At 70.4% G+C, this 24067-nt stretch carries 19 protein-coding genes and 3 pseudogenes; 17 read left to right on the top strand and 5 right to left on the bottom strand.

The features are described from left to right. The first annotated feature begins 10 nt into the window (after window positions 1–10). From L0977_RS05790 to L0977_RS05770, 5 genes are all read left to right on the top strand, one after another. A complete protein-coding gene (locus L0977_RS05790) occupies window positions 11–763 on the top strand; it encodes a GntR family transcriptional regulator (protein ID WP_234263877.1) in 753 nt (250 codons plus the stop codon). A gap of 217 nt (window positions 764–980) precedes the next feature. Then, on the top strand, window positions 981–2180 hold the full coding sequence (locus L0977_RS05785; RefSeq protein ID WP_234263876.1) for a urate hydroxylase PuuD: 1200 nt from the start codon (window positions 981–983) through the stop codon (window positions 2178–2180). A gap of 19 nt (window positions 2181–2199) precedes the next feature. Next, on the top strand, window positions 2200–2904 hold the full coding sequence (locus L0977_RS05780; RefSeq protein ID WP_234263875.1) for an alpha/beta hydrolase: 705 nt from the start codon (window positions 2200–2202) through the stop codon (window positions 2902–2904). A 109-nt stretch (window positions 2905–3013) separates the two neighbouring features. Beyond that, window positions 3014–4963 (top strand): methyl-accepting chemotaxis protein, encoded by a 1950-nt coding sequence (locus L0977_RS05775; protein WP_234263874.1) that lies wholly within the window; start codon window positions 3014–3016, stop codon window positions 4961–4963. A 117-nt stretch (window positions 4964–5080) separates the two neighbouring features. Further along, window positions 5081–5833: an SDR family NAD(P)-dependent oxidoreductase gene (locus tag L0977_RS05770; protein ID WP_234263873.1), complete on the top strand. Its 753-nt coding sequence runs from the start codon at window positions 5081–5083 to the stop codon at window positions 5831–5833. A 33-nt stretch (window positions 5834–5866) separates the two neighbouring features. On the opposite strand, the gene L0977_RS05765 is transcribed toward L0977_RS05770, so the two are convergent. Both L0977_RS05765 and L0977_RS05760 read right to left on the bottom strand, forming a co-directional pair. Further along, complete coding sequence (locus L0977_RS05765) at window positions 5867–7324, bottom strand: 8-oxoguanine deaminase (RefSeq protein ID WP_234263872.1); 1458 nt, start codon at window positions 7322–7324, stop codon at window positions 5867–5869. Window position 7325: 1 nt separating this feature from the next. Next, window positions 7326–8231, bottom strand: coding sequence for a LysR family transcriptional regulator (locus tag L0977_RS05760; RefSeq protein ID WP_234263871.1), 906 nt, complete (start codon window positions 8229–8231; stop codon window positions 7326–7328). 124 nt (window positions 8232–8355) lie between these two features. On the opposite strand from L0977_RS05760, the gene gcl reads away from it, so the two are divergent. From gcl to L0977_RS05720, 8 genes and pseudogenes are all read left to right on the top strand, one after another. Continuing rightward, window positions 8356–10215 carry a glyoxylate carboligase gene (gcl, locus tag L0977_RS05755; protein ID WP_234263870.1) on the top strand — a complete coding sequence of 620 codons (1860 nt, stop codon included), beginning with the start codon at window positions 8356–8358 and terminating at the stop codon, window positions 10213–10215. Between the two features lie 95 nt (window positions 10216–10310). Next, window positions 10311–11108: a 2-oxo-tetronate isomerase gene (gene otnI / locus L0977_RS05750; protein ID WP_234263869.1), complete on the top strand. Its 798-nt coding sequence runs from the start codon at window positions 10311–10313 to the stop codon at window positions 11106–11108. 24 nt (window positions 11109–11132) lie between these two features. Next, window positions 11133–12038: a 2-hydroxy-3-oxopropionate reductase gene (gene glxR, locus L0977_RS05745; RefSeq protein WP_234263868.1), complete on the top strand. Its 906-nt coding sequence runs from the start codon at window positions 11133–11135 to the stop codon at window positions 12036–12038. A 105-nt stretch (window positions 12039–12143) separates the two neighbouring features. Further along, a complete protein-coding gene (locus tag L0977_RS05740; RefSeq protein ID WP_234263867.1) occupies window positions 12144–13466 on the top strand; it encodes a glycerate kinase type-2 family protein in 1323 nt (440 codons plus the stop codon). Between the two features lie 227 nt (window positions 13467–13693). After that, on the top strand, window positions 13694–14362 hold the full coding sequence (locus L0977_RS05735; RefSeq protein WP_234263866.1) for a DUF3348 family protein: 669 nt from the start codon (window positions 13694–13696) through the stop codon (window positions 14360–14362). Beyond that, entirely contained in the window at window positions 14359–17073 is a 2715-nt protein-coding gene (locus L0977_RS05730; protein WP_234263864.1) for a DUF802 domain-containing protein, read from the top strand. Before L0977_RS05735 ends, L0977_RS05730 begins: the two co-directional genes overlap by 4 nt. Next, window positions 17070–17723, top strand: a complete 654-nt coding sequence (locus L0977_RS05725) for an OmpA family protein (RefSeq protein ID WP_370465345.1) — start codon at window positions 17070–17072, stop codon at window positions 17721–17723. Before L0977_RS05730 ends, L0977_RS05725 begins: the two co-directional genes overlap by 4 nt. Beyond that, window positions 17624–18148: pseudogene (locus tag L0977_RS05720) on the top strand (DUF2894 domain-containing protein); the annotation flags it as partial. The gene L0977_RS05725 and the pseudogene L0977_RS05720, both read left to right, overlap by 100 nt. A gap of 40 nt (window positions 18149–18188) precedes the next feature. Here L0977_RS05720 and L0977_RS05715 read toward each other — a convergent pair. Together L0977_RS05715 and L0977_RS05710 are read right to left on the bottom strand one after the other, a co-directional pair. Next, window positions 18189–19406: pseudogene (locus tag L0977_RS05715) on the bottom strand (CaiB/BaiF CoA transferase family protein); the annotation flags it as partial. Continuing rightward, window positions 19403–20377 carry a hydroxymethylglutaryl-CoA lyase gene (locus L0977_RS05710; RefSeq protein WP_234263861.1) on the bottom strand — a complete coding sequence of 325 codons (975 nt, stop codon included), beginning with the start codon at window positions 20375–20377 and terminating at the stop codon, window positions 19403–19405. The pseudogene L0977_RS05715 and the gene L0977_RS05710, both read right to left, overlap by 4 nt. 108 nt (window positions 20378–20485) lie before the next feature. Between L0977_RS05710 and L0977_RS05705 the strand changes: the two genes are divergently transcribed. Next, window positions 20486–21196, top strand: a complete 711-nt coding sequence (locus L0977_RS05705) for an IclR family transcriptional regulator (protein WP_234263860.1) — start codon at window positions 20486–20488, stop codon at window positions 21194–21196. Between the two features lie 90 nt (window positions 21197–21286). Here L0977_RS05705 and L0977_RS05700 read toward each other — a convergent pair whose 3' ends face one another. Then, on the bottom strand, window positions 21287–22174 hold the full coding sequence (locus L0977_RS05700) for a LysR family transcriptional regulator (RefSeq protein ID WP_234263859.1): 888 nt from the start codon (window positions 22172–22174) through the stop codon (window positions 21287–21289). A 94-nt stretch (window positions 22175–22268) separates the two neighbouring features. Here L0977_RS05700 and L0977_RS05695 point away from each other — a divergent pair. The 3 genes and pseudogenes from L0977_RS05695 to L0977_RS05685 all read left to right on the top strand — a co-directional run bounded on the left by L0977_RS05695 (window position 22269) and on the right by L0977_RS05685 (window position 24064). Then, window positions 22269–23289, top strand: a pseudogene (locus L0977_RS05695) (NAD-dependent epimerase/dehydratase family protein). After that, window positions 23286–23765: a hypothetical protein gene (locus L0977_RS05690; protein WP_234263858.1), complete on the top strand. Its 480-nt coding sequence runs from the start codon at window positions 23286–23288 to the stop codon at window positions 23763–23765. Before L0977_RS05695 ends, L0977_RS05690 begins: the two are co-directional and overlap by 4 nt. Further along, a complete protein-coding gene (locus L0977_RS05685) occupies window positions 23762–24064 on the top strand; it encodes a single-stranded DNA-binding protein (RefSeq protein ID WP_234263857.1) in 303 nt (100 codons plus the stop codon). The genes L0977_RS05690 and L0977_RS05685 overlap by 4 nt, the downstream gene beginning before the upstream one ends. Window positions 24065–24067: the final 3 nt, after the last annotated feature.

Genomic DNA, 24067 nt, shown 5'->3' with positions numbered 1-24067 from the left:
GAATCCCGGCATGCCCAGAAAACGCAGCACGCCGGTGAGTGCTCCGGCTCCCCAGGTGGGGCCGGAGGATGTGCTGGACACGACCGAGCGCGGCCCCACGGTCGAGAGCATTGCGCAGGACGTGGCCGCCGCCATCGTGGAAAAGCGCATTCCCCCCGGCACCTGGTTGCGCGAAGAAGCCCTGGGCCGGGTCTATGGCGTGAGCCGCACCAAGGTGCGTGCGGCACTGCTCATGCTGGCCAAGGACAAGCTGGTCGAAACCATCCCCGACAAAGGCACCTACGTGTGCCAGCCCGGCGTGGAAGAGGCGCGCGAGGTGTTTTCGGCGCGCCGCCTCATCGAGGCCGAGATCGTGCGCCGCTTCGTGGCCCGGGCCCGGCCGGCCGACTTCGAACAATTGCGGCAGCACATCCGCATGGAACGCTCCGCGCTCAAGGGGCCGGCGCTCGGCGCCGTGCGCGAAAAGCTGCTGGGCGACTTCCACGTGGCGCTGGCCGAGGCCGCCGGGCACCGCATCCTGACCGAGATCCTCACCGAACTGGTGGCGCGCAGCTCGCTGATCGCCATGCTCTACCAGAGCAGCAACGACGCGCACTGCTCCACCGACGAGCACGAGCAGTTCCTGCGGATCTGCGAATCCGGCAACGTGTCGCTGGCGGTGGCCAACATGATGGACCACCTGCAGCGCCTGGAAGCCAGTCTCGATCTGGGCCAGGTGCGCGCCAGCCGGCAGCTCGATCTGGTCAACGCCCTGATGATGTGAATGCCTCGGCTGGCACGGCACGTGCTTGATGGCCACTCATCCATCGGGGTCAACCCTGTGGTGCTTGTCTTCAAAAAGTGTATACACTTCGCGACCGGTCGCAGCGGAGCCGGGGCTGGTCGATATCAGCTCCGAGCGCGGCCCTCAGCCGACTCAGAGCGCCCGCGGTGGTGAGTCGCAAACCCTGACGGCACGGCCGTCCTTGTGTTGAGGTGCCATGGAAACCTATCTGCTCGACTGGGCCAATCTGCTGCTGCGCTGGCTGCACGTCATCGTCGCCATCGCCTGGATCGGTTCTTCCTTCTACTTCGTCTTTCTCGACAGCAGCCTCACGCCGCCCGAAGACGAACAGCTGAAGCAAGACGGCGTCAGCGGCGAACTCTGGGCGCTGCATGGCGGTGGCTTCTACCACCCGGTCAAGTTCAAGGCCGCGCCGCCGAAGCTGCCCGAACACCTGCACTGGTTCTACTGGGAAAGTTATTCGACCTGGCTGTCGGGCTTTGCGCTGTTCCTCGTCTCCTACCTCTGGAGTCCCAGCGTCTACCTGATCGACCCGCGCATCATGGCGTGGTCGCCCGCCGGCGCCATCGCTGCGGCGCTGGCTTTCCTGGTAGTGTTCTGGCTCGCTTACGACACCATCTGCCGCACGCTGGGGCAGACCAAAAATGGCGATGCCAAGGTGGGTGCCCTGGTGCTGGTGCTGGTCTGTGTGGCCGCCGTTGCCGCCACCCACATGTTCGCCGGCCGCGCAGCGTTCCTGTTGATGGGCGCGATGCTCGCCACGTCCATGAGCGCCAACGTGTTCTTCTGGATCATCCCGGGCCAGCGCACGATGGTGGCCGACATGAAGGCCGGCCGCCCGGTGGACCCGATCCATGGCATCCGCGGCAAGCAGCGCAGCGTGCACAACACCTACTTCACGCTGCCGGTGCTGTTCGCGATGCTCAGCAACCACTACAGCTTCACCTACGCGCATCCGCAGAACTGGCTGATCCTGATCGCCATCATGTTCGCGGGCGCGGCCATCCGCCAGTTCTTCGTCATGCGGCATGGCTACAAGCTGGGCCGCAACCCGCATCCCTGGAAATACGCCGCGGTGGGGGTGGCCGTGCTGCTGGGTCTGATCGTCTGGCTCAAGCCCGCGCCCGTGGCCCCGGCCGCTGCGGCGCCGGCGGCGGTGACCTATGCCCAGTTGCAGCCGGTGGTGGCGCAGCGCTGTGTCATGTGCCACGGCGAGGCGCTGCAGAGCAAGGGCGTGCGCCTGGACTCGGCCGATGCGGTGAAGCAGCATGCCCAGATGATCTACCAGCAGGTCGTGGTGCAAAAACTCATGCCGTTGAACAACGCCACGGGGCTGACGGACGAGGAACGCGCGCTGTTCGCGCAATGGTTCCAGGGCGGCGCCGTGGTGCCATGAGGGCGCTATGCTCGGCGGCATGCATCCGGACACCTTCTCCCTCGATCTGCTTGAATTCCTGACGGGCCCCGACGCGGCCGCTGCGCCGGTGGCCAGTGTGATCGTGCTGCACGGCCTGGGGGCCGATGGCCGCGACTTCGTGCCCGTGGCCCAGGCCATGGACCTGTCCGCCGTCGGGCCGGTGCGCTTCGTGCTGCCCAGCGCGCCGGAGCGGCCGGTGACCATCAACGGCGGCTACCGCATGCGCGCCTGGTACGACCTCTACCCGCCCCCGGCCGATCCGGCCCAGCCCCGTCCGGAGGACGAGGCCGGCCTGCGCGGGTCGCAGGCCATCGTGCAGCAACTCATTCACCGCGAAGTGGCGCGGGGCGTGCCGGCCCACCGGGTGGTGCTGATGGGCTTTTCGCAGGGCTGTGCCATGAGCCTGCTCACGGGCCTGCGCGCACCCGAGCGCCTGGCCGGCCTGGTGGCGCTCTCGGGCTACCTGCCGCTGCCGGACACCACCGCGGCCGAGGCCAGCGAAGCCCACCGCGGTCTGCCGGTGTTTCTGGCGCATGGCACGGACGACGACATCGTGGTGCTCCCGCGTGGGGAGGCGGCCCGCGACGCGCTGACCGCCCTGGGCTGTGCCGTGACGTGGCGCACCTACCCGATGGCGCACGAGGTCTGCCTGGAGCAGATCCGCGACATCAACGCCTGGCTGGTGCAGCAACTGGCCGCCTGAGCCCGGCTACCGCCGGGGACGGTCAGCGGAGGGCCACCCTGGTTTTCCCGCCTTCAGTGTCGGGCGCAATGGCCGATAGACGGCTATCTTTTGCGTTTTGCCTGGTGCCATGCCGTCTTCCTCCCGAATCCCGACACCCCGCTCCGGTACCTGGTCGCTCACCGGCAAACTGGCCACCGCGGCCGTGCTGCTGTGTGTCGCCTGCGTCAGCGCCACCAGCGTGGTGGTCGGCCTCAATGCCAGCGGGCAGGCCCACGCCGCAGCGAGCGCGCAGGCGCAGGAGGCGGCCAATGGCGCGGCCGGCCAGGTGAGCGGTGAACTCGGGCGCAGCTTCTCGGCCGTGCTGGCCTTCGCCAGCCTGCTGGAGGGGCAGCGCGCTGCCGGGCACCCGCCGTCGCGCGACCAGCTTGATGACATGGCCCGGCACCTGTTGCAGCAGCGGCCCGACTTCATCGGCACCTATTCGATCTGGGAGCCGAACGCGCTCGACGGCCTGGACGCCGAGCATGTGAACCAGGCGCCGGCCCACGACGCCACCGGCCGCTACATCGCCTACTGGAACCGCGCGGGCGGGCCGATCGCGGTCGAGGCCCTGGTGGACTACGAAAAACCGGGCGCCAATGCCTGGTACGACACCCCGCGCCGCTCGCTCAAACCCGCGCTCCTGGAGCCCTATGTCTACACGGTGGGTGGCAAGGACGTGTTGATGAGCACCATGGTGGCGCCGCTGCTGGTGGGTGGCCGCTTCGTGGGGGCGGCGGGGGCCGACCTGCCGCTCGCTGGCCTGTCGGAACGGCTGGGCCAGCTGGAGCCGGTGCCCGGGGGGCGGGTGCAACTGCTGTCCAACGGCGGGCTCTACCTGGCCCACCGCGATGCGCAGCGCCTGGGCCAGCGGGCCGACGACCTGCCGGCGCCCGCGCTGGAGAAGGTGCGCCAGGGCGAACCCTATCGCTGGGACGACGGCCAGGGCTGGGCCCATGTCGCGTCGCCCATCACCGTGCTGGACGGCACCGCGCCCTGGAGCGTGGTGCTGTCGTACCCGCAGTCGGTCGCCGCCGAGGCCGCCCGGCGGCAGATTCAGGCTGCGGTGCTCGCGGCTGCGGTGGCCTGCGCGCTCGGGGCCGTGCTGATGATCTGGCTGGTGCGATCGCTGATGAAGCCCTTGCGCACGCTGGGCCACACCATGCATGCACTGGCCAGCGGCGACACCGACCTCTCGGTCGAGCTGCCGGTGCGCGGCAACGACGAGCTGACCGTGATCGCCCGGGGCTTCAACGCGTTTGCCGGCAAGCTGCGCCAGGCGTTCAGCGCCGTGGGCGAGGTGTCGACCGGTGTGGCCGATGCGTCGCGCGAGATCGCCCTGGGCAACACCGACCTGTCGGTGCGCACCGAACAGCAGGCCAGCCACCTGCAGCAAAGCGCCAGCGCCTTGCGCGAGCTGTCGGAAAGTGCGGTGCACAGCGCAGCGTCTTCCGACCATGCCGCGCAGCTGGCGCGCCAGGCGGTGGCGCAGGCACACGCCGGGCAGGACGTGATGGGGCAGAGCCGCCTGGCCATGGACCAGATCAACGACTCCAGCCGGCGCATCGCCGACATCACGGGCGTGATCGATTCGATCGCGTTCCAGACCAACATCCTGGCGCTCAACGCCGCGGTCGAGGCGGCCCGTGCGGGCGACCAGGGGCGCGGGTTCGCGGTGGTGGCCGGGGAGGTGCGTACCCTGGCGCAGCGCAGTGCCGAAGCGGCCAAGGACATCCGCCGCCTGACGCAGGATTCGGAGGAACGGGTCGAGACCGGCACCGGGCTGATGCGCCAGGCCGAATCGGCGCTGAACACCCTGGGGGACGCGGTGCGCCAGGTGGATCAGTTGCTCTCCGAAATCAGCGCCGGTTCGCGCCTGCAGTCCGAACGGGTGCAGTCGGTCACGCAGTCGATCGGCGAGATCGACCAGAACACCCAGCAGAACGCCGCCATCGTCGAGCAGGCCGCGGCCGCCGCCGACGCGCTCAAGCAGCAGTCGGCCCGGCTGGTCGACACGGTGCACCAGTTCGTGCGCTGAGGCCGGCGCGGGTGCCGACCGGTTTGACCGGATCGGTCCCGCCGCGCCGCATCCGGTCGCACAATGGTCCGGAGCAGGCCCAGCCGGTGGGCCTCGCCACAGCACAAGGAGCTTTGCATGCGACTCAAGGACAAGGTGATCATCATCACGGGCGGCGCCAGCGGTATCGGGCTGGCCACGGTGGAGCGCTGCCTCGCCGAAGGCGCCCGCGTCGCGCTGGCCGACATCCCCGCTTCCGAAGGCGCTGCGCGGGCGCAGGCTCTGGCCGCGCAGCACGGTGGGCGCTGCCTGTTCGTGCCGGTGGATGTGACCGCCACCGAGCAGGTCGATGCCCTGGTGGCGACCACGGTGGCGCATTTCGGCCGGCTCGATGGCGTGTTCAACAACGCCGGCATCGGGGGCCTCAACCCGTCGGACAGCTACGCCGACGCCGACTTCCTGCGGGTCATCGACGTCAACCTCAACGGGGTGTTCCGTGTCGCGCGCGCGGCGCTCAAGCCGATGTATGCCCAGGGCGGTGGCAGCATCGTCAACTGCGCGTCCATCCTCGGGGTGTTCGGCCAGAGCCAGACGGCGGCCTACACCGCCGCCAAGGGCGGGGTGGTCAACCTCACCCGAACCCTGGCGCTCGAGTGCGCCGCCAAGGGCGTGCGGGTCAACGCCGTCGGACCGGGCTACATCGACACGCCGCTGCTGTCGGGGCTCGATGACGGTTTCCGCCAGTTCCTGATCGGCCTGCACCCGATCGGCCGCCTCGGCCGGCCGGAAGAGGTGGCCCAGGCCGTGCTGTTCCTGCTGAGCGACGAGGCCAGCTTCATCACCGGCGCCCACCTCCTGGTGGACGGGGGCTTCACGGCCGGCAAGTCCTGATCGGCCCGGTCTGCCGCGCCGCGTCGCACCGTTTCAGGCCGCCGTGCGCGCGGTCTGGACCAAGGTCTGCGCGAGCTGGTTGTGCCGTTCCAGCAGGGGTTCCAGCGCCACGCTGGCCAGCCGGCCTTCGCGCACCACCACCCGGCCGTTGACCACGGTCCAGGCGGCCTGGGGGCTGGCACACAGCAGCAGGCTGGCGACGGGGTCGTGCACGGCGCCGCCCGCGAAGCCCAGCGTGCGCAGGTCGAACAGCGCGAGGTCGGCACACATGCCCGGCGCCAGATGACCGATGTCGCTGCGGCCCAGCACCTGCGCACCACCGCGGGTAGCGATGTACAGCGCGTCGCGCGCAGTCATCTCGGCCGGGCCGAGGTCGCAGCCGAAAAAGGTCTTGCCGTCGCGGGTTTCGGGGGCGGAGAGGGCGCGGCCCACGCGCGCCAGCAGCAGCGCCTGCCGCGCCTCGTTCACCATGTGCGCGCCGTCGTTGCTGGCGCTGCCGTCCACGCCCAGGCCCACCGGCACGCCGGCGTCCAACATGCGGCGGATGGGGGCGATGCCGCTGGCCAGGCGCATGTTGCTGCAAGGGCAATGCGCCACGCCGGTGCGGCTGGCGGCGAACAGGCTGATGCCCTCGTCGTCGAGCTTGACGCAGTGCGCGTGCCAGACGTCGTCGCCCAGCCAGCCCAGTTCCTGGGCGTACTGCGCCGGGGTCTTGTTGAATTTCTCGCGGCTGTAGGCGATGTCGTGGTGATTCTCGGCCAGGTGGGTGTGCAGGCGCACGCCCTGGCCTTTGAAGCTGCGCGCCAGCTCGGCGCTCTGCTTCATCAGCGCAGGGCTGACGGAGAACGGTGAACACGGCGCCAGCGCGATCTGCACCATGGCGCCGTGCGCGGCGTCGTGCCAGGTTTCGATCAAGCGCTGGCTGTCCTTGAGGATGGCGTCTTCGCTCTCCACCACGCGGTCGGGTGGCAGGCCGCCTTGCGACTGGCCCACGCTCATGCTGCCGCGTGTGGCGACGAAGCGCATGCCGATCGCCTGAGCGCCTTCGATGCTGTCCTCCAGCCGCACGCCGTTGGGGTAGATGTAGAGGTGGTCGCTGCTGGTGGTGCAGCCCGAAAGCAGCAGCTCGGCCATGGCGACCTGGGTCGAGACCCGCACCATCTCGGGCGTCAGCCCGGCCCAGATCGGGTAGAGCCCGCGCAGCCAGCTGAAGAGTTCGGCGTCCTGCACACCGGGGATGGCCCGCGTGAGCGACTGGTACATGTGGTGGTGGGTGTTGACCAGGCCCGGCGTGACCAGGTGGCCGCGCGCGTCGATCACCTCGCCCGCCGATTCGCGCAGGGCGCGCGGCAGCTCGGCGGTGGGGCCGATCCACTCGATGACGTTGTCGCTCACGAACAGCGAGGCGTCCTTCAGTTCGCGCCCCATCAAAGGGTCGGCGTGGTCGAAGGTGGCGATGCAGGCGGCGTTGTGGATCAGCAGGGAGTTCATGTCACTTCAACCAGTAGTTCGGTTTGGAGAAAGTCTTCTTCAGGTGCTCGATGAAAAAGCGCACCTTGGCTGGCAGATGGCGCTGCTGCGGGTACACGGCCAGGATGTCGTAGGCGGGCAGGGCGAACTCGTCGAGCACGGTCACCAGCTCGCCGCGCTGCAGCTGCGCCTGGATCTCCCAGGTGCTGCGCCAACCCAGGCCCAGGCCCTCGCTGACCCAGCGGTGCAGCAGCTCGCCATCGTTGCAGTCCAGGTTGCCCTCGGCACGCACCGTCACGGTCTTGCCGTCCTGCTGGAAGTACCAGCCGCGCTGCTGGCCCCCCTGCAGGTTGAAGGCCAGGCAGTGGTGCCGGGCCAGGTCGTCCAGTGTCTGCGGTTTGCCGTGCCGGCGGAAGTAGGCGGGCGTGCCGCACACCACGCGCTGGTTGGTGGCGAGCCTGATGGCGACGAAGTTCGGGTCGATCGCGCCGCCGATGCGGATGCCCATGTCGTAGCCCTCGCGCACCAGGTCCACCACCCGGTCGGTCAGGTTGAATGACAGCTTGACTGCGGGGTGGGCCTTGAGGAAGGCGCTGGCGTGCGGCGCCACGTGCAGCCGGCCGAAGGCCGCGGGCGCGGACACGATGAGGTGCCCGCTGGCCTGGTGCTTCTGTGCCGCCACGCTGGCCTCGGCCTGCGCCCACTGCGCCAGCAGCGGCCGGCATTCGTCGAGGAAGCGCGCGCCCGCGTCGGTCAGCACCAGGCGCCGGGTGGAGCGGTGCATGAGTTGCGTGCCCAGACGTTTTTCCAGCGCGTCGATGCGCCGGCCCATCATCACCGGCGTGATGCCGGCGTGCAGCGCGGCCGCGGCCAGGCTGCCGTGCTCCATCACCTGCACGAAGGCTTCGATCTCTTTGTAGCGGTCCATGGGGGCATGTTATCGGCGCGATTGCGTACCGCAAGTATCGAATCAACTGACCGCGGGTGGCATTCACAAGACCGTATGGCCTCCATAGCATCGACCCCAGTTCACAAACCACTGGAGACAGGCAATGGCCAAGATGAAAGCCGCGATGGCGGCGGTGCTGGTGATGGAGAAAGAAGGCATTGCCCAGGCCTTCGGTGTGCCGGGCGCAGCCATCAACCCGCTCTATGCCGCACTGCGCGAGCGCGGCAGTATCGCCCACGTGCTGGCGCGCCATGTGGAGGCCGCTTCGCACATGGCCGAGGGCTACACGCGGGCCCGGGCCGGCAACATCGGCGTGTGCATCGGCACCAGTGGCCCGGCCGGTACCGACATGATCACCGGCCTGTATTCGGCCAGCGCCGATTCGATACCAATCCTCTGCATCACCGGTCAGGCGCCGCGCGCGCGCCTGTACAAGGAGGACTTCCAGGCGGTGGACATCGAGAGCATCGCCAAGCCGGTGACCAAGTGGGCCGTGACCGTGCGCGAACCGGCCCTGGTGCCGCGCGTGTTCCAGCAAGCCTTCCACCTGATGCGTTCGGGCCGTCCGGGGCCGGTGCTGATCGACCTGCCGTTTGACGTGCAGATGGCCGAAATCGAGTTCGACATCGAAACCTACGAGCTGCTGTCGGTGTACAAACCCGCGGCCACGCGCAAGCAGGTGGAGAAGGCGCTGGACATGTTGGTCGCCGCACAGAAGCCGCTGATCGTGGCCGGTGGTGGAATCCTCAACGCCGATGCGGCCGACCTGCTGGTCGAGTTTGCCGAGCTGACCGGTGTCCCGGTGATCCCCACCCTCATGGGCTGGGGTTCCATCCCCGACGACCACCCGCTCATGGCCGGCATGGTGGGCTTGCAGACCAGCCACCGCTACGGCAACGCGACGATGCTGGCGAGCGACTTCGTGCTCGGCATCGGCAACCGCTGGGCCAACCGCCACACAGGCAGCGTCGAGACCTACACCAAGGGCCGCCAGTTCGTGCACGTGGACATCGAACCCACGCAGATCGGCCGCGTGTTCGAGCCGGACTTCGGCATCGTCAGCGATGCGAAGGTCGCGCTGGAACTGTTCGTGCAGGTGGCGCGCGAGCGCCGCGCCGCGCAGGCCTGGCCCAGCTACGCCGCCTGGGCCGAGCGCTGCGCCGAACGCAAGCGCGTGATGCTGCGCAAAACGCACTTCGAACAGATCCCCATGAAGCCGCATCGTGTGTACGAGGCCATGAACCAGGTCTTCGGCCGCGACACGGTCTACGTCAGCACCATCGGCCTGAGCCAGATCGCGGCGGCGCAGTTCCTGCACGTCTACGGCCCGCGCCAGTGGATCAATTGCGGCCAGGCTGGCCCGCTGGGCTGGACGCTGCCGGCCGCCCTGGGCGTGGTGGCGGCGTTCGCCGGGCCGCCCCAAGAACGACAGCACCCCCCTGGGGGGCCTGGCGAAGCCAGGGTTGGGGGCCATTTCCCGCCGACCAAGCAGGTGGTGGCGCTCTCGGGGGACTACGACTTCCAGTTCCTGATCGAGGAACTGGCCGTGGGCGCGCAGTTCCGCCTGCCCTACGTGCACGTGCTGGTGAACAACAGCTACCTGGGCCTGATCCGCCAGAGCCAGCGCGGCTTCGACATGGACTACTGCGTTCAGCTGGCTTTCGACAACCAGAACCTGCCGGAGGATGCGGGTGGCCTGCGCGGCTATGGCGTGGACCACGTGGCCGTGGTGGAAGGCCTGGGCTGCAAGGCCCTGCGCGTGACCGACCCCGCCCACCTGGAAGGCGCGCTGCGCCAGGCGCAGCAGATGGTGGCCGAGCACCGCGTGCCGGTGGTCGTGGAATGCATCCTCGAACGGGTGACCAACATCGCCATGGGCACCGAGATCGACAAGGTGGTCGAGTTCGAAGACATCGACTGCCGCGCAGCCCAGGGTCTTGAGACGGCAGGGCTGCTCGACTGACCCTCGCACCTCGCTCCGCGCCACCCCCACAAGGGCGACACCCGCCGTCCAGCCAGGCTGGCCTGGTGTTCCCTCTCGATACCGAAGGAAAGAAGATGCCGAAATTCGCTGCCAACCTCTCCATGCTCTGGAACGAGCTGCCCTTCCTCGACCGATTCGACGCGGCCGCCAAGGCCGGGTTCCAGGCCGTGGAATTTCTGTTCCCCTACGACCACCCGGCGGCCGAGGTGGCCGAGCGCCTGCAGCGCCATCGGCTGCAGTTGGTGCTGCACAACCTGCCGCCGGGCGACTGGGCCGCGGGCGAGCGCGGCATCGCCTGCATCCCGGGGCGGGAGGACGAGTTCCGGGCTGGCGTGGCCAAGGCCGCCGAGTACGCGCCGGTGATCGGCGTGCAGCGCTGGCACTGCATGGCCGGCCTCATGCCTGCGGGCGTGAGCGAAGCCCAGGCCCGCGCGACCTGGGTCGGCAACGTGCGTTTTGCCGCCGCCGAAGCGAAGAAGCTGGGGCTGCCACTGCTGATCGAGCCCATCAACACCTTCGACATGCCGGGCTACTTCGTCAACCGACCGCGCCAGGCCATCGCGCTGATGGACGAGGTGGGTGCCGACAACGTGTTCCTGCAGTACGACATCTACCACGCGCAGCGCATGGAAGGCGAGCTGTGCAACACCATCAAGGACCTGTTGCCGCGCATCGCCCACATGCAACTGGCCGACACGCCGGGCCGCCACGAGCCCGGCACCGGCGAGATCCACCACCGCCACCTGTTCGACCACATCGACGCGCTGGGCTACACCGGCTGGATCGGTTGTGAATACAAGCCCAAGGACGCCGCGCCTGGCGGCACGGACCGTGGCCTGGGCTGGATCGCGGCGCACGGGCAGACACTTTGATATCACCAGCGAAGGAACCTTCTCATGACCAAGAGCGGCACCAAAGTCGGCTTCATCGGCCTCGGCATCATGGGCGCACCCATGGCCCTGAATCTCATCAAGGCGGGGCACACGCTGTTCGTGTCCAGCCGCAGCAGAATCCCGGCCGAGCTGGCCGAGGCGGGCGCGACGGTCTGCACCAACGCCACCGAAGTGGCCCGGCGCGCCGACGTCATCATCACCATGGTGCCCGACACGCCGCACGTGCAGGATGTGCTGTTCGGCGAGACCGGCGTGGCCAAGGGCTTGTCGGCCGGCAAGGTGGTGGTGGACATGAGTTCCATCAGCCCGATGGCCACCAAGCAGTTCGCACAGCAGATCAACGCCCTGGGCTGCGACTACCTGGACGCGCCGGTCAGTGGTGGCGAGGTCGGCGCCAAGGCCGGCAGCCTGACCATCATGGTCGGCGGACCCGAAGCGGCGTTCGAGCGCGTGAAGCCGCTGTTCGAGGCCATGGGCCAGAACATCACGCTGGTGGGGGGCAACGGCGACGGCCAGACCACCAAGGTGGCCAACCAGATCATCGTGGCGCTCAATATTGAAGCGGTGGCCGAGGCCCTGCTGTTCGCCAGCAAGGCCGGCGCCGACCCGGCCAAGGTGCGCCAGGCGCTGATGGGCGGCTTCGCGGCCAGCCGCATCCTGGAAGTGCATGGTGAACGCATGGTCAAGCGCACCTTCCACCCGGGCTTTCGCATCGAGCTGCACCAGAAGGACCTCAACCTCGCCCTGCAGGGCGCGAAGGAACTGGGTGTGAGCCTGCCGAACACCGCGAGCGCCGCTCAACTGATGCAAAGCTGTGCCGCGCACGGTCTCGCCGGTCTGGACCATTCCGCGCTGTGCCGCAGCCTGGAAATGATGGCCGGGCACGACATTGCGACCGCACCGCTCTGACGGCCGGGGCCCTGTCCTGGTGAGCACATCGGAAGACCGGCAAGCCGGCTCCCGCCTGAAGTTCGACGAACCCACGGCCTGCCCCGGCATCGCTAGACTGCGCGCATGACTATCCCCCCATTGCCCAGCCTGAACGACCCGCAGGCCCTGCTGCGCCACCTCTACGACGTGGCGGTGCAGCGCGCGCTGCCGCTGCACAACACCGCCGCCAGCCTGCCAGCGCCCCCGAAAGGGCGCACCCTGGTGCTCGGCGCCGGCAAGGCCGGTGGCGCCATGGCGCACGCGGTGGAAGCGCTGTGGCCGGCCGATGCGCCGCTGTCGGGCCTGGTGGTCACGCGCTACGGCCACACGCCGCCGCGCCCGGCAGGGCTGGCCCAGCGCATCGAGGTGGTCGAAGCCGCACACCCCGTGCCCGACGCGGCCGGCCTGCAAGCCGCCCAGCGCATCCTGGCACTGACACAAGGCCTGACCGAGGACGACCTCGTGCTGTGCCTGATCTCTGGTGGCGGCTCGGCACTGCTGACCCTGCCGTGCGAGGGCCTGACGCTGGCAGACAAGCAGCGCATCAACCGCCAGTTGCTCGAAAGCGGCGCCCACATCGGCGAGATGAACACCGTGCGCAAGCACCTCTCGGCCATCAAGGGAGGGCGGCTGGCGGCAGCCTGCGCGCCCGCGCGCGTGGTCACGCTGACCATCAGCGACGTGCCGGGCGACGACGTCAGCGTGATCGCCAGCGGCCCCACCGTGGCCGACGCCAGCACCTGCGCCGACGCGCTGGCCATCCTGCGCCGTTACGGCATCGCCGTGCCCCCTGCGGTGCAGGCGCAGCTCGAAGCCGGCACGCTGGAAACCCCCAAGCCCGGCGACCCGCGCCTGGCGCGCTGCGAAACCCACCTGATCGCCACCCCGCAGCAAAGCCTGGAAGCCGCCGCCGAGGCCGCGCGCGCCCTGGGGCTGCGCGCCTACGTGCTCAGCGATGAGATCGAGGGCGAATCGCGCGAAGTGGGCAAAGTGCACGCCGCGCTGGCGCGCTCCACGGCGCAGCGCCGCAGCAGTTTCGAGGCGCCCTGTGTCCTCCTCAGCGGTGGCGAAACCACGGTCACCGTGCGCCCGCGTGCCGAGGGCCAGCCCAAAGGCCGGGGCGGGCGGGCTGGCGAGTTCTGCCTCGGGCTGGCGCAGGCGCTGGGCGGGCAGCCGGGTGTGTGGGCCCTGGCCGCCGATACCGACGGCATCGACGGCGTGGAAGACAACGCCGGCGCCCGGGTGGCGCCCGACACGCTGGCCCGTGCAGCGACCCAGGGCCTGAAGATCGCCGACCACCTGGCGCGCAACGACGCCTACGGCTTTTTCGCCCCGCTGGGCGACCTGGTGATGACCGGTCCGACCCACACCAACGTGAACGATTTCCGCGCCATCTGGGTGGCCTGAGGCCGGGGCCGGACGGTCGGCGCCGGGCCGGGGCGCCGGATCGTTTCTAATGTCGCCCTGGCCGCTGTCGCCGTTCTCCGGAACGGGCAGGGCCGGAGCCGCTGCCTGCGGGCTGTGCGGCCCTTTGCCGGCCGGGCGTCTGCCCAGGGCCGGCATGGCCGGCTCCCCGGGGGCTGGCGATGGTTCCCGATTCGACTCAAGCGCCCCTGCGGGGGCCTGGCAACGTTTTGCACGCATCCTTTCACCAACCTGCGCTGGTGCGCCTGCTCGCCGACTGGGCGCCGGCCGACAGCGCCGCGCCCGGCGGCGATCTGGCCGAACGGCTCGGCCACTGGCTGAACGTCGCCGACGCGATCACCCTGCGCTCGGCGCTGCAGGCCGTGCCGGCCGTGGCGTCGGCGCGCGCGGCCCGGGCGCCGGGCGCCGCGCCCGATCTGGCGGCCGAACTGCAGCGCCAGCGCAGCACGCTGAGTGCTTCGCTGAGCGCGAATGAGGAGCCGCCCGAGCCGGAGTTCGCGCTGCACCACCAGCGCTACCTGATGGGGCAGCGCCGCATGGAGATGGCCATCGACGCGCTGCGCGAACACGTGCGCCAGACCCTTGCCCGCACCTCGCCCCGGCTGGCGCAACTGGCCGCGCTCGACGCCGTGCTCGACCAGATGCTCGGCGGGCGCGAACAGCACCTGTTGGCCAGCGTGCCCGTCTTCCTCAAACAACGCTTCGAGCAGCGGCGCCGCGAACAGGCCGCCGACGCGCCCGACGCTCCGGCCGACGCCTGGCTCCAGGCCTTCGCGCAGGACTGCCGGGCCGCCGCGCTGGCCGAGCTGGACCTGCGGCTGCAGCCCGTGACCGGCCTGGTCGAGGCGTTCCAACAAGAAACCGCTTTTTCCGCATGACTCCCAAAGCTCTGATCGCTGCCTGCTTGCTGGGCCTGCTGGCCGTTGTCTGGATCGCCGTGGGCTTTGCCGCCTCGGGCAACCCGGTGGCGCTGGCCATGACCGTGCTGATTGGCGCCGTGTTCATCGCCGGCGCGCTCGAAATCCGGCGCTTTCGCACCGCCACCACCGGCCTGGGCGGCGCGCTCGACCGCCTCACCGCGCCCCCCGAGCGCCTCGACGACTGGCTGCCGCAGGTGCCCGCCGAGCTGCGCGACGCCGTGCGCCGGCGCGTCGACGGAGCCCGGGTACCGCTGCCCGGCCTGCCGCTCACGCCGTATTTCATCGGCCTGCTGGTCATGCTCGGCATGCTCGGCACCTTCCTGGGCCTGGTGATCACGTTCAAGGGTGCGGTGTTCGCGCTGGAAGGCTCGACCGATCTCAACGCCATCCGCGCCGCGCTGGCGGCGCCCATCCGCGGCCTCGGCCTGTCGTTCGGCACCTCGGTGGCGGGCGTGGCGACCTCGGCGCTGCTGGGCCTGATGGCGGCGCTGGTCCGCCGCGAGCGGCAGGCCGCCACGCAGCGGCTCGATGCCCGCATCGCGGGCGAGCTGCAGGCGCTGACCCCCGCCTACCGGCGCGAGCAGGGCTGGCAGGCGCTGCAGCAGCAGGCCACCGTGCTGCCCATAGTGGCCGAACGCCTGCAGACCCTGATGGCGCAGCTGGACGCCCGCAGCGAACAGCTCGACCAGCGCCTGAGCGAACGGCAGGCCCAGTTCCACACCGAGGCCGCCAGCGCCTACCAGGGCCTGGCCGCGGCGGTGGCGCAAACCCTGACGCAGAGCCTCGAAGCCAGCGCGCGCGCTGCTGGCGAGAGCCTGCGGCCGGTGGTGTCGGCGGCCATGGACGCCATCGCTGCCGATGCCCGACAGCAGCATCAGCACGTGAGCGAGACCGTGCAGGCCCGGATGGCCGAACTGACCGACCGTTTCGGCGCCCGTGCGGCCGCCGTGGCCGACACCTGGGCCGCCTCGCTGGACCGGCAGGCGCAGGCCGAAGAGCGCCGGCTGCAGGCCCTGGGCCAGACCCTGGACGGATTCAGCAGCGGTTTTGCGCGCCAGTCGGCCGAATTGCTGGCCAGTGTGCAGGCCACCAGCCACCAGGCCCTGACCGCGCAGGCCAGCGCCGACGCCGAACGGCAGGCCACCTGGGCGCAAGCGCTGCAGGCCCTGGCGGCCGACTGGCAGGGCCGCTGGGACGCCGTCGGGCAGCAGGTGCAGACCCAGCAGGAGGGCGTGGCCACCTTGCTGCAGCAGACCGCGCGCGATCTGGCCGAACAGGGGCAACGCCAGGCGGCCCAGAGCCAGAGTCATCTGGAACAGGTCACAGCCCGCACCGATGCGCTGCTGCAAGCGCGCACCGAGGCGGAAGCGCGCTGGGCCGACCAGCACGCCCACCACACGGCCGAACTGCTGACCTTGTGGCGCACCGAATTCGGGGCGCTGCGCGACGCGGAGCAGGCGCGCAGCCTGGCGCAGGCCGAGCAGGGCCAGGCCTTGCAGGCCGGCATCACCACCTTGCTGCAGCAGACCGCGCGCGATCTGACCGAACAGGGGCAGCGCCAGGCGGCCGACAGCCAGAGCCATCTGGAGCAGGTCACGGCCCGCACCGACGCGCTGCTGCAAGCGCGTACCGAGGCCGAAGCGCGCTGGGCCGACCAGCACGCCGGCCACACCGCGGAGCTGCTGGCTCTGTGGCGCACCGAACTCGGGGCGCTGCGCGACGCGGAACAGGCGCGCAGCCTGGCCCAGGCCGAGCAGGGCCAGGCCCTGCAGGCGGCCTGGACGCAGCAACTCGCCCAACTGCGCGCGGCCGAGGCCGAACGCGCCGAAGCCCAGGCGACCCGCCTGGCGGCTTGGCAGGCCGATGCGCAGGCCCAACTGGCTGCGCTGCGCAGCGACGAAGCCGCGCGCCACGAGGCCGTCGCCAGCGCCTGGACCGCCCGGCAGCACGAGCTGGCGACCCAGCTCGCGGCCCTGCGCGACGAAGAGGCCGCTCGCGGGCAGGCCGCCGTGGTACGGCTGGACGAACTGCAGGCCGCCGCCGCACGCCACCTGGCCGATCTGGGCAGCGCGCTGGAAGCCCCGCTGCAGCGCCTGCTGCACACCGCGTCGGAAGTGCCGCAGGCCGCGGCCGAAGTCATTGCCCAGCTGAAACAGGAAATGAGCCAGCTGGCTGAACGCGACAACCGCACCCTGGCCGAACGCGCCACGCTGGTGGGGCAGATCGGCGGCCTGCTCGACAACGTGCAGCAGGCCACGGGCGCGCAGCGCGAGGCCATCGAATCCCTGGTGGCCTCGGCGGCCGAGGTGTTCGACCGCGTCGGCCGGCAGTTTACCGACACCGTGGGCGACCAGGCCGGTCGGGCCGAAGCCCTGACCGAGCGGGTGGGCCGCAGCACCGACGAACTCGTGACGCTGGGCGAGGCCTTCCGCGAGGGCGCCCGCCAGATGGCCGACAGCCACGAAACGCTGGCCGCCAACCTCCAGCGTGTGGAAGGGGCGATCCAGCAGTCGCTGGCACGCAGCGACGAACAGCTGGCCTACTACGTGGCGCAGGCGCGCGAGGTGATCGACCTGAGCATCAGTGCGCAGCAGGGCATCGTGGAAGACCTGCGCCGCCTGCGCGCACCGCTGTCCGCGCGTGCGGGCGCCGGTGAGGGCGCCGCATGATGACCGCAGATGAACCGGACTTCGACGCCGAGGGCGAGGCCGAGCAGACGGCCCCCGTCTGGGCCGTGTTCGGCGACCTCATGGCCGGGGTGCTGGGCGCGTTCGTGCTCATCCTGATCGGCGTGCTGTTCACGCAGATGGATCTGGTGGCCAGCCTGCAGGCCGAAATGCACAAGCGCCAGGCCGAAGAGTCCCGCCGCATGGCGCTGGAAAAAGCGCTTGCCATCCCGCTGCGCAGCGGCCGCGTGACGCTGGACAACGGGCGCATCGGCATCAGCGGCAGCGTGCTGTTCGCGCTCAATGCCGACGAGCTCCGGCCCGACGGGCGCCAGTTGCTGGAAAGCCTGGTGCCGCCGCTGAAGGTGTATCTGGGGGAGCGCGACGAGATGCTGATGGTCAGCGGCTTCACCGACAACTCGCCGGTGCAGCCCGGCAACCCGCGTTTCGCCGACAACCTGGAGCTGTCGGCGCGGCGCGCCGTCACGGTGACGCGCGCGCTCATCGAGCAGGGCATGCCGCCCGACCGCGTGTTCAGCGCCGCTTTCGGCGAGCAGCAGCCGGTGGCGTCCAACGCCGACGAACCCGGGCGCGCGCTCAACCGGCGCGTGGAAATGGCGCCGGTGCCCAAGGTCACGCGCAGCGGCCCATGAACAAGCCAGTGTCGCGCAAGCTGCCGCCACCGCTGTCGCCGCTGGCCGCACTCAACGCCCACATCGCGCAGGCGACGCAGGCCGCACGCGCGGCCGAAGACGGCGGTGCCGCGTCGCCCGGGCGCTGGCCCGAGCTGCGCAGCGCCCGGCGCTTTCGCGCCACCTGGGCCACGTTGCAGGCCGAGGCTTCGCTGGTGCAGGCCGCCGGCCGGGCGCCGGAAAACGCCGGCCCGCTGAACTCGCACCGCCTGGTGCTGGGCACGCTGGCGCTGATGCGCGATCTGTCGCCCGAATACCTGAGCCACTTTCTGCAGCAGGCCGAAACCCTGCTCTGGCTCGATCAGGCGCAGGCCCGGCTCAAGGCGGGCGCGGGCAAGGCGGGCAGCGCCGGCAAGGGCAAGCCCGGCGGCCGCACGCGCCGCTGACAGCGGTTCAGGCTGCGGCAGCCAGTGCGGTGCCGGTGCCGACCACGCCGCTGGCCTGCAGTTCGGTGATCTCGGCATCGCCGTAGCCCAGCTCGTGCAGCAGTGCCAGGGTGTGTTCGCCCAGCGCGGGGGGCGGGCGCCGCAGGGGCAGGCGCTCGCCGTCCAGTGTCAGGGGCAGCAAGGCGGTGCGGGTGTCCACGGTGCGGCCGGCGCCGCTGGCGTCGGCCGGCAGCGTGACCGGGGCCAGGCCCCCGGTGGCCAGCAGGTGCGGGTCATCCAGCAGGTCCTGCGGCCGTGTGATGGGGGCGTGGGGCAGACCGATGCGTTCGAAGCGCTCGGCCAGTTCGGCCGCGCTGAACGCGGCGAAGCGCTCGCGCAGCAGGGGCAGCATCCAGGCGCGGGCCTGCACGCGGGCGTTGTTGCTGTCCAGCCGGGGATCGCTGCGCAGGTCGTCGAAACCGAAGGCCTCGCACATCAGGGCCCACTGGGTGTCGCTCACGGCGGCCAGGAAGATCTGCTCGCCACCGAGCACACTGAAGACGTCGTACACGGCCCAGGCGCTGATGCGGCTGGGCATGGGGGCTGCGGGCCGGCCGGTCACCGCGTATTGCATCATGTGCTGGGCCACCAGCAGCACGTTGTTTTCGAACAGCGCGCTTTGCACGGCCTGGCCGCGGCCGGTCTTTTCCCGCTGCGCCAGCGCCGCCAGGGCGCCGATGGCGCCGAACATGCCGCCCATGATGTCGTTGACGCTGGTGCCCGCACGCAGCGGCCGGCCTTCGGGGCCGGTCATGTAGGCCAGGCCGCCCATCATCTGCACCACCTCGTCGAGCGCCGTGCGGTGTTCGTAGGGGCCGGGCAGAAAGCCTTTGTGCGAGACGTAGACCAGGCGCGGGTTCAGGCGCGCGAGCGCGTCGTGGCCGAAGCCGAGGCGGTCCAGGGTACCGCTCTTGAAGTTCTCGCTGAACACGTCGGCACCGGTGACCAGGCGCAGCACGATCTCGCGCCCGCGTGGGTCTTTCACGTCCACCGCCAGGCTCAGCTTGTTGCGGTTGAACGTGCCGAAGAAGCCGGCGCCCGAGCCCAGCAGGCGGCGCGTGCTGTCACCGGCGATGGGCTCGACCTTGATGACCTCGGCGCCCAGATCGGCCAGGATCATGCCGCAGGTCGGACCCATGACCATGTGGGTGAATTCCACCACCCGCAGGCCTTGCAGGGGCAGGCTGTCGGGGGCGGTGTGCGGGGTGCTTGGGTTCATGCGGCGGCCTGTCGGGGAATGGAAGGGGTGCGGGGCAGCCGGCCGTCGGCGTAGGTGAAGCCCAGCGGCAGGCCGGCTTCCGGCAGCATGCCGTAGAGCGGTTCACCGGGCAGGCCGGCGCGCAGGGGCGCGCGCGCCGCCAGCAGGGCTTCGAGGTCGACGCCAGTGGCGATGCCCATGGCTTCGAACATGAACACCAGGTCTTCGGTGACCACGTTGCCAGAGGCCCCCGGCGCGTAGGGGCAACCGCCCAGGCCGGCCTGCGAGCTGTCGAAGGTCCGCACGCCGGCCTCGTAGGCGGCCAGGCAGTTGGCCAGACCCAGGCCGCGGGTGTTGTGCAGGTGCGCGGCGCCAGCGCGTTCACCCAGCGCGGCGCCCAGCCGGGTGAACAGGCGGCGCACCTGGGCGGGCTGCGCCATGCCGGTGGTGTCCGAGAGGCCGACCTCGTCGACCCCGGCCGCCGCAGCGGCTTCGGCCAGACGCAGAACCTCGTCTTCGGGCACCGGCCCCTGCAGCGTGCAGCCGAACGCGGTGGACAGGCCGACCTCGATGCGCACGGCGGGTGCCTGCGCGTCGCGCAGCGCGACGATGCGGCGCAGTTCGGCCAGCATGTCGGCGCGGGTCTTGCGCACGTTGGCCAGGGAATGGGCTTCGCTGGCCGAGACCGGCAGCGTCAGCTTGTGCACGCCGGTGGCCAGCGCCGCTTCGGCGCCCTGCAGGTTGGGCACCAGGGCCATGACCGTCCAGCCGGGCAGGGCGAGGGCGTGGCGCACCACGTCGGCCACATCGGCCATCTGCGGCAGGCGCCGCGCCGGCACGAACGAGCCGATCTCGATCTCGCGCAGGCCGGCGGCGTGCAGCGCGTCGATCCAGGCGCATTTGGCGGCGGTGGGCATGACCGATTTCACGCTCTGCAGGCCATCGCGGGGGCCCACTTCACTGATGAGAACGGTGGATTCGGAGAGGGGCATGGGTGTTGATGGGTTGTTCTGAAAGATAGAACTATTAATCATTAGATAGAACAATGGTAGGGTGTGGGTCCCGGCTTGTCAAACCGGGTTTGCCGTAAGCTCGGTGCCATGCCCAGAAAGTCCGCGCTTCCTTCCGTGGCCGACGAGCAGGCCGCCCCCGGCGGGGCCGCCGCTGTCGACCGCGCCCTCAGCCTGCTGGCCGCCTTCCGCCAGGGCGACGGCGCGCTGTCGGTCACCGTTCTGGCGGAGCGCACACGGCTGTACAAAAGCACGGTGCTGCGCCTGCTCGCCTCGCTGGCGCATGCCGGGCTGGTGCAGCGCACCCCGGATGGCCTGTGGTCGCTGGGGCCCGAAGTCGCACGCCTGGCCGCGATCTATGCCGACTCGTTTTCGCTCGAAGACGTGGTGCTGCCGGAGATGCGGGCCCTGGTGCAGCGCACGCAGGAAAGTGCGTCTTTTCATGTGCGCCAGGGCGATCAGCGGCTGGTGCTGTTCCGCGTGGACTCGCCGCAGTTGCTGCGCGACCACGTGCGGGCGGGGGACCTGCTGCCGCTCGACCGCGGCGCCGGGGGGCGCATCCTCATGGCCTACACGGGCGCGCGCGGCAAGCTCTACGACGCGATCCGGCAGGACGGCCACGTGATGGTCAGCAGCGACCGGGTGCCCGGGCTGGTGGGCATTTCGGCGCCGGTCTGGAAGGCGCCGCACGAACTGGTGGGGGCCCTCACGCTGACCGCGCCGGAGTCGCGCATCCAGCCCGTGTTCGTGGACGAGGTGCGGGCGTCGGCCGCGCGCCTGTCGGCGCGGCTGGGCGCTTAGGCGCCACGGCCGTCTCCGGGGGCGGTTCAGGGTGGCCCCGCATGGCACTGACGGCGGGCTTGGTGGCGGTGCGGGGCGTGTGGGGCGGGTTCAGCGCGTGTAGCGTCGGAGGCCTTTGACCAGGGCATCGAACGTGGCCTTGCAGCGCGGGCTGTTGCGCAGGCCCGCGTGCATGGTCACCCAGGTCGGCAGCTTCATGCTCAGCCGGGCAGGCAGCACGCGCACCAGTTGCGGGTCGCGCTGTGCCAGGGCGGACTGGCACACACCGATGCCGCCACCGGCCCGCAGCAAAGCGAGTTGGGCCAGGTCGCTGTCGCAGCGCCAGCTGAACTGTTCACGCTGCCAGAGCGGCAGCCGGGAAGCCGCTGCGCGAAGAAAGGGCGTTTCGCGGTCGAAGCCGATCAGCACATGCTGGCGCAGCGCGGCCACCGACGTGGGCTCCCCGTGGCGCTCCAGGTAGCTGCGGTGCGCGTGCAGGCCGAGTTCGACATCGCCCACGCGGGTGGCCAGCAACACGTCCTGCTGGGGAGCGGTCATGCGCACGGCGATGTCCACCTCCCGGTGCACCAGGTCCTGCAGGGCATTGCTCGTCACCAGCTCGATGCGCAGCCCCGGGTGCTGCGCCTGCAGGTCGACGAGCAGGGGTGGCAGCACCTCCACGCCCATCACCTCGCTGGCGGACACGCGCACCGTGCCCTGCACGCCATCGCCAAGGCTGTGGGCGCTGCGCTCCAGCGATGCCGCCATGTGGCGCATGGCTTCGGCGCCATCGCGCAGCGACTGGGCCGCTTCGGTGGGCAGCAGACCGGCCTGGGAGCGGGTGAACAGGGGCGTGCCGAGCGCGGTTTCGAGCAGTGTGATGTGGCGCCCCAGCGTGGGTTGGGTGAGGCCCAGCGAGCGGGCTGCGGCGGACAGGGAGCCTTCTTCCAGCACCGCCAGCAGCGATCGGTACAGCTCCCAGCCAATCGGTTTGGTCATAGAAAAATATATGGCAACTGTTAACGGTTCGGCAATTTTCTTTTGCCACGCGAAGCCCGACCATACCGCCATCCCATTTTTTCAGGAGATTTCCATGGCGGATGCATCAACGGCGCTCGTGCTCGGTGCCAGCGGCGGTATCGGGGGGGAGGTGGCGCGCCTGCTGGTGGCACGGGGCTGGCGGGTCCGCGCCATGAAGCGTGGACTGGGGGCCACACGCCGGGAGCAGGACGGCATGACCTGGGTGGACGGCGACGCGTTGCAGGCTGGTGACGTGATGGCCGCGGCGCAGGGCTGTTCGGTCATCGTGCACGCGGTCAATCCGCCCGGCTACCGCCACTGGGCCGAATGGGTGCTGCCCATGATCGACCACACCATCGCGGCGGCCCAGGCCCAGGGGGCCATGGTGGTGTTGCCGGGCACCGTCTACAACTACGGTCCCGACGTGTTCCCGCTGATCACGGAAGGCGCGCCGCAGAACGCCCACACCCCCAAGGGGCGCATCCGTGTGGCGCTGGAGCAGCGCCTGGAAGCGGCCACCCGGGCCGGCACCATGAAGGCGCTGGTGGTGCGCGGGCGACTTTTTTGGCCCGCTGGCGGGGAACAACTGGTTCAGCCATGGCATGGTCACACCCGGGCGCACGGTGCGCACCATCCGTACCCCGGCCGCGGCGGGCGTGGGCCACCAGTTTGCCTACCTGCCCGACGTGGCGCGGACGATGGTCGACCTGCTGCAGCAGCGCGACAGCCTGCCGGCCTTCGCGACCTTCCACATGGCGGGCCACTGGGACGCGAGCGGAACGGCCCTGGCAGAAGCCGTGCAGCGCGTGGTGGTTCGCCGGGGCGGCGTGGCGCCCGCCATCCGGCCGTTCCCGTGGTGGCTGGTGCGCCTGGCGGCGCCCTTCGTGGTCACCTTGCGCGAGTTGCTGGGGATGCGCTACCTGTGGCAACACGCGGTGCGCCTGGACAACCGCCGCCTGGTACAAACGCTGGGGCACGAACCCCATACCCCGCTGGACGAAGCGGTCGAAGCGACGCTGGTCGGTCTGGGCTGCCTTCCGCCCACCGGGCCGCAGGCGCGGCCGCCGGGCGCAGCGCGTACCATCGCCCCATGACCCAGGATACCCAGGACCCCATCCACGAAGACCGCGTGTGGAGCGACGAGCGCTGGACGGCGCGCGTGATCAAGAACGAAGACGACGATGGCTGGGCGGTGGCCATGTACCTCGATGGCGAGCCCGAGCCCGCGCTGGTCGGCCCCTGGACCATGGGGCGCGACAAGAAGAACCCCAAGCCGCTGGACGTGAACGCCTTCAACACGCTGGTGAAAACCGCGAGCGAGGTGATCCGCCGCACCGAGCAGCAGCGCCACGCCGAACTGAACAAGAGCGTGAACCTGGTGGTGGACGACCGCCGCGTGCGCGTGGCGCTGGCCATCGTGCCCGACGAAGAAGGCGCGACGGCCACGCTGCGAGCCACCGACGAGTACGGCGAAGAGCTGGCCCGGGTGCCGGTGCCGCCCACGTTCAAGCTGAACACCGCCAGCGCCGAGGCCTGGGTGGCTTCGGGGTTTGAAAGGCCTGCCCGATGATCGACGGACTGGTGGCCGGCCGCCTGATGGGCGAGGCCTCGCGCCGCGTGGACAAGGCGGGGCGAGGCTATGTGGTGGCGCGCGTGCTGGCGCGCAACCGGGTGGACGATGAGTACATCGTCAACGTGATCGCCTTCGACGAGGCGCCCGCGGCGGCGCTGCTGGCGCTGGCCGATGGCGACGCGCTGTCGCTGGCCGGCGGGCTCACGCCCAAGGTCTGGGTCGACAAGCAGGGTGTCGCGCGCCCCAGCCTGGACATGGTGGCCGCGCGGGTGCTGAGCGCGGGCGACGGCGGCTGAGGT

This window comes from Hydrogenophaga sp. NFH-34, from assembly GCF_021401345.1.
Taxonomy (GTDB): Bacteria; Pseudomonadota; Gammaproteobacteria; order Burkholderiales; family Burkholderiaceae_C; genus Hydrogenophaga; species Hydrogenophaga electricum.
Note: the sequence above shows the minus strand (reverse complement) of the source record. Positions and strands in the feature narration are given on the sequence as shown.